12 protein-coding genes and 1 tRNA gene are annotated in these 13,122 nt (G+C 74.1%); 6 read left to right on the top strand and 7 right to left on the bottom strand.

Annotated elements, in window-relative coordinates; all coding sequences use genetic code 11:
• Positions 1-78 precede the first annotated feature (78 nt).
• The gene (locus Q4D18_RS03420) at positions 79-1,365 is read left to right on the top strand and encodes a DUF445 domain-containing protein (RefSeq protein ID WP_303125821.1); all 1,287 of its coding nucleotides are present in this window, start codon (positions 79-81) and stop codon (positions 1,363-1,365) included.
• 93 nt (positions 1,366-1,458) lie between these two features.
• Here the strand turns inward: Q4D18_RS03420 and Q4D18_RS03415 are convergent, their stop codons facing one another.
• Complete coding sequence (locus Q4D18_RS03415) at positions 1,459-2,340, bottom strand: hypothetical protein (RefSeq protein ID WP_303125820.1); 882 nt, start codon at positions 2,338-2,340, stop codon at positions 1,459-1,461.
• Between the two features lie 57 nt (positions 2,341-2,397).
• Positions 2,398-3,111 (bottom strand): alpha/beta hydrolase, encoded by a 714-nt coding sequence (locus Q4D18_RS03410; RefSeq protein ID WP_303125818.1) that lies wholly within the window; start codon positions 3,109-3,111, stop codon positions 2,398-2,400.
• Between the two features lie 18 nt (positions 3,112-3,129).
• On the opposite strand from Q4D18_RS03410, the gene Q4D18_RS03405 reads away from it, so the two are divergent.
• Both Q4D18_RS03405 and Q4D18_RS03400 read left to right on the top strand, forming a co-directional pair.
• The gene (locus Q4D18_RS03405; RefSeq protein WP_303125815.1) at positions 3,130-4,389 is read left to right on the top strand and encodes an alanine racemase; all 1,260 of its coding nucleotides are present in this window, start codon (positions 3,130-3,132) and stop codon (positions 4,387-4,389) included.
• On the top strand, positions 4,386-5,738 hold the full coding sequence (locus Q4D18_RS03400) for a D-arabinono-1,4-lactone oxidase (protein ID WP_303125812.1): 1,353 nt from the start codon (positions 4,386-4,388) through the stop codon (positions 5,736-5,738). Before Q4D18_RS03405 ends, Q4D18_RS03400 begins: the two co-directional genes overlap by 4 nt.
• 192 nt (positions 5,739-5,930) lie before the next feature.
• Here Q4D18_RS03400 and Q4D18_RS03395 read toward each other — a convergent pair.
• Positions 5,931-6,003, bottom strand: a tRNA-Lys gene (locus Q4D18_RS03395).
• Positions 6,004-6,160: 157 nt separating this feature from the next.
• On the opposite strand from Q4D18_RS03395, the gene Q4D18_RS03390 reads away from it, so the two are divergent.
• The 3 genes from Q4D18_RS03390 to Q4D18_RS03380 all read left to right on the top strand — a co-directional run bounded on the left by Q4D18_RS03390 (position 6,161) and on the right by Q4D18_RS03380 (position 8,669).
• A complete protein-coding gene (locus Q4D18_RS03390; protein ID WP_303125810.1) occupies positions 6,161-6,832 on the top strand; it encodes a hypothetical protein in 672 nt (223 codons plus the stop codon).
• A gap of 160 nt (positions 6,833-6,992) precedes the next feature.
• On the top strand, positions 6,993-7,619 hold the full coding sequence (locus Q4D18_RS03385; protein WP_303125808.1) for a hypothetical protein: 627 nt from the start codon (positions 6,993-6,995) through the stop codon (positions 7,617-7,619).
• A gap of 15 nt (positions 7,620-7,634) precedes the next feature.
• Positions 7,635-8,669, top strand: coding sequence for an inorganic phosphate transporter (locus Q4D18_RS03380; RefSeq protein WP_303125806.1), 1,035 nt, complete (start codon positions 7,635-7,637; stop codon positions 8,667-8,669).
• An 88-nt stretch (positions 8,670-8,757) separates the two neighbouring features.
• Here the strand turns inward: Q4D18_RS03380 and pstB are convergent, their stop codons facing one another.
• From pstB to pstS, 4 genes are all read right to left on the bottom strand, one after another.
• Positions 8,758-9,537 (bottom strand): phosphate ABC transporter ATP-binding protein PstB, encoded by a 780-nt coding sequence (gene pstB, locus Q4D18_RS03375; protein WP_303125804.1) that lies wholly within the window; start codon positions 9,535-9,537, stop codon positions 8,758-8,760.
• Positions 9,538-9,631: 94 nt separating this feature from the next.
• Complete coding sequence (gene pstA / locus Q4D18_RS03370; protein WP_303125802.1) at positions 9,632-10,825, bottom strand: phosphate ABC transporter permease PstA; 1,194 nt, start codon at positions 10,823-10,825, stop codon at positions 9,632-9,634.
• A 1-nt stretch (position 10,826) separates the two neighbouring features.
• Positions 10,827-11,792 carry a phosphate ABC transporter permease subunit PstC gene (gene pstC / locus Q4D18_RS03365; RefSeq protein WP_303125799.1) on the bottom strand — a complete coding sequence of 322 codons (966 nt, stop codon included), beginning with the start codon at positions 11,790-11,792 and terminating at the stop codon, positions 10,827-10,829.
• A 147-nt stretch (positions 11,793-11,939) separates the two neighbouring features.
• Complete coding sequence (pstS, locus tag Q4D18_RS03360; protein WP_303125798.1) at positions 11,940-13,082, bottom strand: phosphate ABC transporter substrate-binding protein PstS; 1,143 nt, start codon at positions 13,080-13,082, stop codon at positions 11,940-11,942.
• Positions 13,083-13,122 lie beyond the last annotated feature (40 nt).

Raw genomic sequence — 13,122 nt, 5'->3', positions numbered from 1 at the left:
GCTAGGCGCCGCGTCTGACCCGTCCCCCACGCCCGCGCCACGGGCGGGTGAACCCCGGGCGACGACTACGCTCGTCCCATGGCATCGACCCCCGTCACCGGCGTGGACGCGTCCTTCCCGCTGAGCGCGTCCTCGATCGAGCGCGCCGCGGCGCTGCGGCGCATGAAGGCGGTGGCCACCGGGCTGCTGGTGGCGCTGGCCGTGGTGTTCGCCGTCGCGTTCCCGCTGCAGGACGTGCACCCGTTCTGGGGCTATGTGCGCGCGGCCGCGGAGGGCGGCATGGTGGGCGCGCTGGCGGACTGGTTCGCGGTCACGGCGCTGTTCCGTCATCCCGCGGGCGTGCCCGTGCCCCACACCGCGCTGATCCCCAGGAAGAAGGACCAGCTGGGCTCCGCGCTCACGGAGTTCGTCCAGGAGAACTTCCTGGACTCGGACGTGGCGCGGGAGAAGGTCGAGGGCCTCGAGGTGGCGCACGCCGCCGGCGGCTGGCTGCGGCAGCGCCCGCACGCGGCCCGCGTGGCGGGGGAGATCGCGACGGCGGCGCGTGCGGCCGTCTCCGCGGCCGACGAGGCCGCCGTGCAGGACCTGCTCCAGCAGCTGATGCAGACCCACATGGTGGAGCCGGACTGGTCCCCCACGCTCGCGGGCGTGCTGGACAGCGTGCTGGAGGGCCGCCACCACGAGAAGGTCGTGGACCTGGTGGTCAACCACACCGGGGACTGGGTGGCCTCGCACCCGGAGATGTTCGTGGAGACGGTCCGCCGCCGTTCCCCCGAGTGGAGCCCCGACCTCGTGGACCGCCTGCTGGCTGAGCGCCTGCACGCCGAGACCCTCAAGTACCTCGCGGGCATCCGCCGGGACCCGGAGCACGAGGCGCGCCGGTCGGTCGACGACTGGCTCGCCCGCCTCTCGGTGAACATGCGCCAGGACCCGGAGACCCGCGCCGCGGTGGAGCGGTTCAAGGCCAGCCTCTTCGCCGACGAGAACCTCCGCGCGTGGGCCGGGCGCGCGTGGGCGGCGCTGCGCGACTCGCTGCTGGACGCCCTCGAGGACCCCGCCTCGGACCTGCACCGCGCCCTCGTGGACGCCCTCGTGGACCTCGGCGCCCGTCTGCAGGAGGACCCCGCGCTGCGCACCACCGTGGACGCCCGCGCCCGCCGCGTGGCCGCCTATGCGCTGAGCTCGTACGGCCCGGCGCTCACCGGTGTCATCGAGGAGACCGTGGCCCGCTGGGACGGCGAGCAGACCGCCCGCACCCTCGAGCTGCTCGTGGGCCGGGACCTGCAGTTCATCCGGATCAACGGCTCGGTGGTCGGCGCCCTGGCCGGCCTGGCCATCCACGCGCTCGCCACGCTGGTCTTCTGAGCCGCCCCACCCCCGGCACGACGACGGCGACGCCCCCTGGGGTGGGTGCGTCGCCGTCGTGGTGGTGGCGGGGCCCTGCGGGCCCGGGCCGGATCAGGCCTTCTTCTCGTCCTTCTTGCCGACCGGCAGGGCCTTGATCAGGCCGGAGAGGAGGTTGCCGTCCTTGTCGGCGCCGTCGGCCACGTCCTCGCCCGCCGCGGCGGCCTGGACGATCTCGCCCGGGATGGCGGCGGGCAGCGGGCCGAAGAGGTCGCGGGCGTTCTGCACCACGGCCTTGGCCATGGCGCGGTTGCCGACCCCACCGATCACGGCGCCGATGCCGAACGGCACGGCACGGCCCAGCATGCCGGCGCCCTGACGGACGAGCAGCTTCTTCATGAAGCGGCGCTTGAGCTGGTCCACCACCATGGCGCCCATGCCGGCGCCGGAGGAGGTGCCCATCATGGCGGCCAGGCCGGCGGCGGACTCGGTGGTGCCGGTGTTCTTCACGCCGGACTTCCGGGAGACCTCGCGCAGCAGCTCCTTGGCGTCGTCGCCGAGCATCACGGCCATCACGAGGGCCTTGGAGCGCTCCGGGTCCTGAGTGGTGACGCCGTGCAGCTCCGCGAGGGACTGCGCGTAGAGCGCGGTGGCCTCGAGGAACGCGACGGTGGCGGCGCCGGAGAGGCCCAGGGCGGCCACGGTGCCGATGCCCGGGACGATCGCCGTGCCGCCGACGGCCGCGCCGGCCCCGGTCATGGCGGTGACGTACTGGTCCTCGAGACGCTCGGCCAGCTGCTGCGGGGTGTCCCCCGGATGCTTCTCGTGCAGGCGCTGGATGTTCTTCAGCACCAGCGGACGCTGGATGTCCAGGGTCGTGAAGACGACCTTCTCGAAGCCCTCGGTGGGGTTGCCGTTCTCATCGAAGGCGGACTTCAGTGCCATGTCCTTCGCCTTGCCGGACGCGAACCGGCCGATCATCGAGTTCTTTGCCATGGGGGACACGGTAGTCGTCCCCGACCCCCGCGGTCAGGCTCCGGAGGACCGGGGGGATCAGGCCGAGGCGAGGACGTGCTCCAGGAAGATCCGCACGTCCCGGGCCTCCTCGGGACTCGTGGCGTGCAGCATGCCCGGGTACGTCCGGGCGGTGAGCCGCGTGTGCTCCTCGGCCCACGCCTGGGTGTGCGCCACCGCGTCCTGGTGGATGACCAGGTCCTGCACGTCCCGTCCCCAGAAGAACGGGCGCGGGCCGGGCCCCTCGGCCGGGGAGTCCAGGACCGCGAGCAGCTCGTTGTCCACCGCGAACCCGCTGAGCCCCACCGCGCACGTGAACGCCTCCGGGCGCAGGCGCAGCGCCGTCGTCGCCATGGCCATGCCCTGGGAGAAGCCGAGCACGGAGACGGTGCGGAACCCGGCCTGCTCCACCTCCTCGGAGGACAGGGCGTCGTACACGCGGTGGGCGGCGGCCAGCACCTGCGCGAAGTCGGACTGCAGGAGCAGGTCCAGCAGGAACCAGCCGTGGGCGCCCGGATCGCCGGGGCCCTCGGCGGCGTCGGCGTCGATCTCGAACCCGCCGCGCAGGGCCAGGCCCGTGCACCGCTCGGGGAGCATGGGGAAGAAGGTGCGGGCGGCGCGGACCTCGTTGGAGCCGTAGCCGTGCAGGACGAGGACCAGGTCCGTCCCGGCGCGCTCGGCGGCGGGACGCGACCACACGGCGTGGCCGCCGGAGCTGAGCACGGCGCTCTCTGGCGCGGATCCGGTGGGCATGGTTCCATCCTAGGTGTGATGACCGCCCCGTCCCCGGCGGCACCCCCGTACGCCCGCTACGCGGCCGCCCTGCGCCGGCTCCCCCCTGCGGACCGCTCCGCCCCCCTCGGCCTGCTGGACCTGGACGCGTTCCGGGCCAACGCCGCCGCCCTCCACGCCCGCGCCGGCGGGCTGCCGGTGCGCGTGGCGTCGAAGTCCCTGCGCGTGCGCCGCGCCGTGGAGGAGGCCCTCACCCGGCCGGGGTACCGAGGCGTGCTGGCGTACGCCCTCCCCGAGGCGCTGTGGTGGGTGGAGCTGGGGCAGGAGGACGTGCTGGTGGCCTACCCCTCCGTGGACGAGGAGGCCCTGGCGCGCTGGGTCGTGGACCCCGCCGCGCGCGCCGCCGTCACGGTGGCCGTGGACTCCCCCGACCACCTGGCCGTGATCGAGGCCGTGGCCCGCCGCGCGGGCGTGCCCCTGGACGACGACGCCGGCCGCCCCCCGCTGCGGGTGTGCCTGGACGTGGACGCGGCGTGGGAGCCGCACCGGCTGCTGCGCGTGGGCGCGCTGCGCTCGCCGGTGCGCACCCCGGAGCAGGCCGCCGCGATGGCCCGCCGCATCACCGGGACCCCCGGGCTGCGCCTGGCGGGCGTGCTGGCCTACGAGGGCCAGGTGGCGGGCGTCCCCGAGGGCTCCGGCCCGCGCTCGGCCGTGGTGCGGGGCATCAAGCGCACCTCCATGCGGGAGCTGGCCGCCCGCCGCCCGGCGATCGTGGCCGCCGTGCGGGCCGTGGCCCACGAGGCCGGCGCGGACCTGGAGTTCGTCAACGGCGGCGGCACCGGCTCGGCGGACCTGACCGCCCAGGACCCCTCCGTGACGGAGATCGGGGCCGGCTCGGGGCTGATGGGCCCGGCGAGCTTCGACGGCTTCCGCGGCCTGGACCTGCGCCCGGCCTCCTTCTTCACCCGCCCCGTGGTGCGCCGACCGCGCCCCGGCGTGGTGACGGTGGCCGGCGGCGGCTGGGTGGCCTCGGGCATGCCCGGGGCGGACCGGCTGCCCGTGGTGGCCTGGCCCGAGGGGCTGCGCTACTCCGGCCAGGAGGCTGCGGGCGAGGTCCAGACCCCGCTGCGCGGGACGGCGGCCGACCGCCTCTCCCTGGGCGACCCGGTGTTCTTCCGCCACGCCAAGGCCGGCGAGCCGGCCGAGCACCTGGCGGCCGTGGCCGTGTACGCGGCCGAGCAGGACGCGATCGTGGACCTCTGGCCCACGTACCGCGGCGAGGGGAGGGTGTTCGGATGAGCCCGACGACGACGACCGGCGGGCCCGCCCGCACCGTCCGCCCGACCCGCCGGACCTGGTCCGGCGCGCACCGGTGGACCCCGGCCCGCGAGGTGCGGCCCGGCTCGGCGGACGAGGTGGCCGCCGCGGTGGCCGGGGCGGCCGCCGAGGGGCTGCGCGTCCGGGCGATCGGAGCCGGGCACTCCTTCTCCCCCGTGGCCGTCACCGACGGCGTCCAGCTGGACCTCGAGCGGATGTCCGGGCTGACGCGCGTGGACCACGCCACCGGGCGGGTGCGCGTGCTCGCCGGCACCCCGCTGCACCAGCTGGGCCCGCTGCTGGGCCCGCACGGGCTCGCCCTGGCCAACATGGGGGACATCGACCGGCAGTCCGTGGGCGGCGCGCTGTCCACCTCCACCCACGGCACCGGACTGGGCTTTACCGGGTACGCCGGGATGGTCACGGGGCTGCGCCTGGCGACGGCGGAGGGGGCCCTGCGCTGGGTGGACGCGGACCACGAGCCGGAGGTGTTCGAGGCCGCCCGGGTCAGCCTCGGCGCGCTCGGGGTGATCGTGGAGGCCGAGCTGCAGTGCGTGCCCGCCTTCCTGCTGCAGGCGCGCGAGCAGGCGGAGCCGCTGGCCGACGTCGTGCCCGCCTTCGTCGAGCGCTGCCGGGCCGCCGACCACCTCGAGTTCTACTGGTTCCCCGGCACGGACGTCGCCCTGACCAAGGAGAACACCCGGCTGCCGCTGGGCGCGGGCGTGGACCCCGTCGGCGCGTTCCGCAGCACGGTCATGGACGGGCTGCTGGCCAACGGGCTGTACGGGCTGATGTGCCGGGCCGGGGCGCGGGCGCCGCGGATCGTGCCGGCGCTGAACCGCGTCTCCGCGTGGGGCGTGGACCAGCGCACGTACCGGGACGTCTCCCACCGCGTGTTCGTGGCGGACCGCTCGGTGCGCTTCCGCGAGATGGAGTACGCCCTGCCGCTGGAGGCGTTCGAGGAGGCCTTCGCGGGCCTGCAGGCCGTGACCCGCGACCTCGCCCGGCGCGGGGACCTGCCCTCCTTCCCCGTGGAGGTGCGCGCCGCCGCCGCGGACGACGTCTGGCTCTCCACCGCGCACGGGCGCGAGTCCGTGTACATCGCGGTGCACCGCTGGCACGGGGAGGACCCCACCGCCTACTTCCGGGCGTGCGAGGAGGTCTTCGCCGGCCTCGGCGGGCGCCCGCACTGGGGCAAGGAGCACACCCGGGACGCGGCGTGGGTCGAGCGCGCGTACCCGCGGTTCGCGGACTTCCGGGCCGTGCGGGACGCCGTCGACCCCGGCCGCGTGTTCGGCAGTGACCATCTGGAGCGGGTCTTCGGCGCCTGAGCGCGGCGGGCCGTGCGGCTGCCTCGCGACAGGCTGCCGCGCGCCGGCCCGGGCGCAGTACTGCCGCGTACGGCGCGGTCTACGTGGCAGTGCTGCGCCCAGGCGGCCGGGGAGGGCAGGGCCGCCCGCCCTCCCCACGCACGACGACGACCCCCGACCCGGCATCATGCCTGGTCAGGGGCCATTCTCGGGTGGGCCCTGCGGGGATCGAACCCGCGACCGGCGGATTAAAAGTCCGATGCTCTGCCAGCTGAGCTAAAGGCCCTCGGTCCGCGGGAGCCCGGCGCCGTGCGGACGCCTCGGGACGCCGCCCCGCGGATGCCCTGCCATGGTAGCCGAGGCGGTGCGGCCGCTAGCGTGGTCCGCGCCCGTCACCACGCCACCCCGCCTCCACGACCACGTCCGCCCGGAAGGAGCCCCGCATGCCGCACCACCGCGCCGCCGGACGCGGGGCGAGCTCCACCGCCTCCGGCCTGGCCCGACCCCACCGCCCCCGCGTCACGGCCCCGGACGAGATCGCCGACCTGGCCGGCGGGGAGGACCCCCAGGAGGTCGCCGCCGCCGCGGCCCGGCTGGCCCACGCCCTCGTGGCGGGCGGGCGCGCGGAGGAGGACCCCGACGTCGTCGAGCGCCTCGTGGGGCTGGTGCGCGAGGTGGGCGTGGAGACCCTCGCGGGGCTGTGGGCGGACGCACCGCCGGTGTCCCTGGCGGGCTCGCTGTGGCGGCTCTACGCCCTGCAGGAGGCCACCGCGCGCGACGGCGAGCGCTGGGCCGCCTGGTACCGCGCCGGGCACGCGGCGCACGCGTGGCGGGCCGTGGCCGGCGCCGTGGAGCCGCCCGGCCCGGACGAGCTGCGCCGCCTCACGGACACGATCCTCACGGGCGCGTACCGGGCCGAGCTGGACGTGGCCCTCGAGCGGGCGGCGGCGTACGCCCGGGTGGTGGCCCTGGGCCAGACGCACCACGCCGACTCCCTGGAGGCCTCCGACCCGGCCCACGCCGCCCGCCTCACCGGCCGCGCGGGGCGCATGGTGGCCACCGCGGAGGCCCTGGAGGCCTCGGCTCGATCGTGGCGGGACGGCTCGCTAGACTGACCGCCGACGACGCCGGGCCGCAGGTGACCCCGGGCTCCAACACATCGCCGCCACGAGCGGCCTTCCGCCGAGAGGCGTCCCCGGTCCGGCGTCGTCCCGGACTCCCCCGTCCTCCGCCCGCCGACGGCGGCCCGTCCACAGAGAAGGTGACCCGCCGAGCATGGCCGCCCGCCCGCCCTGGCTCGTGACCCGCGACTCCCCCGCCCTCCGCCACCTGGCCGACCTGTGCGACGGCCTCGGCCGCGCCGTCCAGGCGGTGGCGCAGAGCACCGCCGCGGTCGGCGAGGAGCGGGACCGCGTGGAGCGGAGCCTCGAGGACGTCGACGCCTCGGCCACCGCCTCCCTCATGGCCCTGCTGACCGCGCTGCGCAGCGCCTACGTCACCCCCCTGCCGCGCCAGGACCTCTACCGGCTGGCCGACGGCGTCCACACCGCGGTGCACCGCGTAGTGGAGGCCGGACTGCTGGTGCACCGCGCGGACATGGCCGAGCTGCCCGGCCACGCCCTGGACCTGCTGGAGACCATGGGCCGGCAGGCCGAGCTCATGGCCGCAGGCGTGGGGCTGCTGCGGGACCTCGACGCGCTCGAGGACACCTGGATGCAGCTCGAACGGGGCCTGCGCCGGATGGACCGGGTCATGGTCGAGTGGCTCTCCGCCCTGGGCATGGACCTGCTGCAGCGGGACTTCAACCGTCAGCGCGAGGTGGCCTGGGCCCTGCAGGCGGCCCTCACGGCCCTGCACCGGGTGTCCACGGACCTCGGCGTGGTGCTGGTCCGTGAGTCCTGAGCGACGGGCCGCCGCATGACCCCCGTGCTGGCCCTCGTCCTGCTGCTGACCGTCCTGCTGGGGCTGCTCACGGGCTTCCGCGACGCCCCCAACGCCGTCGCCCTGCCGGTCCGGTTCCGGGCGCTGTCCCCGCGCATCGCCCTGGTCATGGCCGCCGTGCTGAACACCGTGGGCACGCTGCTGGGCATGGCCATGCTCGGGGCCGGCGTGGCGCTCGTGGGCGGCCTCCAGGCCCTCGCGGACGGGGCGCTGGCCACCCTCGTGGTGGCGCTGGTGGTGGCCCTCGCGTGGGGCCTGCTGCTGTGGTGGCTGCGGATGCCGGTCTCCATGACCCACGCCGTCCTGGCCTCGATCGCCGCGGCCCACCTCGCGGCGCACGTGGCCCTCGGCGTCCCCCTGGACGAGGCCTTCAGCCGCGACGCGCACCGGGACGTGGTCCTCAGCCTGGCCCTGTCCCCCGTGCTGGCGTGGGGCCTGACGCGCCTGCTCACGCCCCTGGTGGTCCGCCTGGGCACCACGGGCACCACAGTGAACGTCCAGCACCGGGCCCGCCTGGCCCTCGCCCTGTCCTCGGGGATGACCGCGCTCGGGCACGGCGTGCAGGCCGGGCAGCGGCTGGGGATGGTCTGGCTGCTCACGGCGGCCGGGGCCCTCGGCGCGGGGCTGCCCGCCGGCACGGACCTGACCTGGCCGTTCGCGGCCAGCGCCGTGGTGTTCGCGGCGGCCGTGGGGGTGGGCACGCTCGGCGGGGCCTGGCGGATCGGCTGGACCCTCACCGAGCGCCTGGTGATCCTGGACCCCCTGCGCGCCTCGGTGGCCGCAGCCGTCCCGGCGGGCCTGGTCTTCCTCGGCTCCCTGCTGCTGCACCTGCCGCTGTCCTCGACCCACACGCTCACCGCGAGCATCGTGGGCGCCGGCCAGACGCAGACCTACGCGTCGGTGCGCTGGCCCACCCTGGCCCGTGTGGTCGCCTGGTGGTTGCTGACGCCCCTCGTGTGCGGCGCCCTGGCCCTCGCGCTCGGCCTCGTGACCCTGCGCCTGCTCGGCTGACCGGCCCCCCTCCGGCACGACGACGGCGACCCCCGCCCGGACGTGCCGGGCGGGGGTCGCCGTCGTGATGCGGGGCGCGCGGAGCGGCTCAGCCGAAGCGGCCGGAGACGTAGTCCTCGGTCTGCTGGTTCGAGGGGTTGTTGAAGATGGTGTTCGTCTCGTCGTACTCGATGAGCTTGCCGGGCTGGCCGATGCCCTGGATGTTGAAGAAGGCGGTCTTGTCCGCCACGCGCGCGGCCTGCTGCATGTTGTGCGTGACGATGATGACCGTGTACTCCTCCTTCAGCTCGTTGATCAGGTCCTCCACGGCCAGGGTGGAGATGGGGTCGAGGGCCGAGCAGGGCTCGTCCATGAGGATCACGTTCGGCTCCACCGCCACGGAGCGGGCGATGCACAGGCGCTGCTGCTGGCCGCCGGACAGGCCGGAGCCCGGCTTGTCCAGACGGTCCTTGACCTCGTTCCAGAGGTTGGCGCCGCGCAGGGACTTCTCCACGATCTCGTCCGCGCGGGCCTTGTTCAGGCGGGTGCCGTTGAGCTTGTAGCCGGCCAGCACGTTGTCCCGGATGGACATGGTGGGGAACGGGTTCGGCCGCTGGAAGACCATGCCGATCTGGGAGCGGACGGTCACCGGATCCACGCCGGGGGCGTAGATGTTGTCGCCGTCGAGGTAGAGCTCGCCGTCCACGTGGGCGCCGGGGAGGACCTCGTGCATGCGGTTGATGGCGCGCAGGAAGGTGGTCTTGCCGCAGCCGGACGGGCCGATGAACGCGGTGACGGTGCGGGGGGCGATCTCGATGTTCACGCCCTCGACGGCCTTGAACTTGCCGTAGTAGACGTCGACGTCGTTGGCCTGGATGCGCTTGGACATGGGCTTCGTTTCCTTCTGGTGGCCGCTGGGGAGCGGGGAGTCTGGGGAGCGGGTCCACGCCCGCCCCGGCGCCTGGCCGGGGCGGACGCGGCGGTCACCGGCCGGTCTTGGGGGCGAACGCCTTGGCGATCACGCGGGCCAGGAGGTTGAGGGCCATCACGATGATGATCAGCGTCAGCGCGGCGGCCCAGGCACGGGCCATGGACGGGTCTGCGGCGGTCGGCGAGGTCGGGGAGACGATCTGGCGGTAGATGAACACCGGCAGGGCGGTCATCCAGTTGTCGAACGGGTTCCAGTTCGTGGTCATGGCGTAGCCGGCCGTCACGAGGATCGGCGCGGTCTCGCCGGTCACGCGGGCGATCGCCAGGGTCACGCCGGACGCGATGCCGGAGATGGCCGTGGGCAGCACCACCTTGAAGATGGTCCGCCACTTGCGGACGCCGAGGGCGTACGAGCCCTCGCGGAGCTCGTTCGGCACCACGCGCAGCATCTCCTCGGTGGAGCGCACCACCACGGGGATCATCAGCACGGTGAGCGCGACGGCGGCGGTCAGGCCCATCTTCACGGCCTGCAGGGCCTTGGGGCCCTCGCCCATGATCAGCTCCAGGAGCACGGTCATGGCCGCGTAGGCGAACAGGCCGGCCACGATCGAGGGGATGCCGGTCATGACGTCCACGAAGAAGATGATCGAGCGGGACAGCCAGCCGTCCCGGCCGTACTCGACCAGGTAGATCGAGGTCAGCATGCCGATCGGCACCGCGATCACGGTGGCGATCAGGGTGATCATCAGGGTGCCGACCAGGGCGTGCGCGAAGCCGCCCGGCAGGCCGCCGGCGGGCTTCCCGGCGTCGACCCAGGCCGCGTCGGTGGCGCCGGTGACGCCGCCCATGTCGTTCGCCAGCACCTGCGGGTTCCCGAGGAGGGTGGGCGCGCCGTCGGCGACCACGGACCACAGGACGGAGACCAGCGGGACGAGCGCGACCAGGAACGCGGCCCACACGAGGTGGCGCCAGAGCCCGTCCGTGGCCTTGCGACGGTTCTCCACGATGCGGGTGACCGCGTACATGCCCAGGATGAACGCGATCGCGAAGAAGACGATCGCACGGGCGATCTCGAAGCCCTCGCCCTTGACGAGGAATTCGAGGCCGACGGCGAGGGCGGCGGCGCCCAGGGCGACGGCGATCCACGTCCAGGCCGGCTTCTGCCCCTGGGTGAGGGTGTTCTGCCGGTGCGTCGTGACGGCGGCGGCGTCCCCCTGGCGGGGGGTGGTGTCCAGTGCGGTGCTCATGTCAGTTGGCCCCCGAGAATTCCTTGTGCCGGTTCACGATCCAGCGGGCGATCATGTTGACCACCAGCGTGATGACGAACAGCATGAGACCGGCCGCGATCAGCTCGTGCAGCCGGATGCCGTAGGCCTCCGGGAAGTTGAGCGCGATCTCGGACGGGATGGTCGCGTTGCGTCCCTCCTCGATGACGGAGGGGCTGAAGACGCCCGGCGAGAGGACCAGGGTCACGGCCATGGTCTCGCCGAGGGCACGGCCGAGGCCGAGCATGATGGAGGAGATGATGCCGGCCCGCGCGAACGGGAACACGGTCATCTTGATCATCTCCCAGCGGGTGGCGCCCAGGCCCAGGGCGGCCTCCTCGTGCAGCTTCGGGGTCTGCGTGAAGATCTCACGGCACAGGGCGGTGATGATCGGCAGGACCATCACGGCCAGCACGACGCCGGAGGTCATGATGACGCGGCCCGTGCCGGTGACGGGGCCGCCGAAGAAGGGCAGCCAGCCGAAGTACTGGTTCAGCCACTCATAGATGGGCACCATCAGCGGCGCGAGCGTCAGCCAGCCCCAGATGCCGTAGATGACGGACGGGATGGCGGCCAGCAGGTCGATGACGTAGCCGACCGGCTGCGCGATGCGCGGCGGGGCGTAGTGGGAGATGAACAGGGCCACGCCCACGGCCACCGGCGTGGCCAGCAGCAGCGCGATGACGGCCGCCATGAGGGTGCCCGCCATGAGGGGCCACACGTAGGACCAGAACGAGTCGCCGGACTCGAGCTCGGTGCCCTCCTTGGGGAACAGGGCCGGAAGGGCTTCGCTCACCAGGAAGATCGCCACGAAGGCGAGGATCAGGAGGATGAGGATGCCGGCGGCCAGGGACAGGCCGGCGAAGGCCCTGTCCGCGCCCGCCCCGCCCCGGGATGCCTTCAGGGACGAGGACGCGCGGGGTGCGGTCTCTGTTGCAGGTGAGGTCACGATGACTTCCCTCGTGGTCGGTGGGTCGGGGTCCGGGGGCCGAGGCGCCCCGGGGGGTGCCGGCCGCCCTCAGCCCGCCAGCCGCCGGCCCCGTGGGGGCCGACGGCTGGGGTGCTGAACGGCCGCCCGGCCGTCAGCGGACGCGGGTCAGCGGACGGTGACGGCGTCGATGCGCTTCTGGGCCTCGTCGGCCAGGGCGGAGTCGAGCGGAGCGGACTTGGCCACCTCCTGGGCGGTCTTCTGACCGTCCTCGGAGACCACGTAGGAGGCGAAGGCCTTGACCTGGTCGACGGTCTCCTGATCCTGGTACTGGTTGCAGAAGATGTGGTACGAGACCAGGACGATCGGGTACACGCCCTCGCCGGCGTTCGCGCGGTCGAGGGTGATCGAGCCGTCGTCCTCCTTCGTGCCCTCGGCCACGATCTTGGCGGCGGCCTCGGGGGAGATCTCGGCGAACTTGCCGTCCTTGCCGACCTTCGCGGTGGTGAGCTCGCCGACGCCGGACTCGTCCGCGTAGGTGATGGCGCCGTCGGTGGCGGCGGCCTGCGCCACGACGCCCTTGGTGCCCTGGGCGGACTCCGCGGTGATGTCGGACGGCCACTCCTTGACCTTGCCGTAGGTCCACGAGCCCTTGGCGGCCTCGTCGAGGTAGGCGGTGAAGTTCTCGGTGGTGCCGGACTCGTCCGAGCGGTGCACCACGGTGATGTTCTTCGCGGGCAGCTCCACGCCCTCGTTCAGCTTCGCGATCGCCGGATCGTTCCAGGTGGTGATCTCCTTCGAGAAGATCTTGGCGATCGTGTCGGCGTCGAGGTTGAGGGAGTCCACGCCCTGGAGGTTGTAGGCCACAGCGATCGGGGAGACGTAGGCGGGGACGTGGAAGGCGCCCTGGTCGCCGCAGATCTGCTTGGCCTGCTCCTTCTCCTCGTCCTTGAGGGCGGCGTCGGAGCCGGCGAAGGACGCGGCGCCCGAGAGGAAGGCCTTGCGGCCGGCGCCGGAGCCGTCCGGGGAGTACTGCACCTGCAGCTCGGGGGAGGTCTCCTTGACGCCCTCGGTCCACGCGGTCATGGCGGCCTCCTGGGAGGACGCGCCGGAGCCCATCAGCGTGCCGGAGGCGGTGGGGATCTCGGTGCCCGCAGCGGAGCCGGAGGCGGAGCCCGCGGCGGCCGAGGAGGAGCCGCCGGCCGGGGCGGACGAGGAGGGGGCCGCGTCGTCGCCGCCGCCGCAGGCGGTCAGGGCGAGGGCGGCCACGGAGAGGAGGGCGGCCGAGCGGCCGTAGCGGAGAGCCTTCACGAGGATGCCTCTTTCTATGAGGTGACGGTGACGACGCCGC

This window comes from Micrococcus sp., assembly GCF_030523875.1.
Classification (GTDB): domain Bacteria; phylum Actinomycetota; class Actinomycetes; order Actinomycetales; family Micrococcaceae; genus Micrococcus.
The sequence above is the reverse complement of the archived record's forward strand: the minus strand, read 5'-3'. Positions and strand labels throughout refer to the sequence as shown.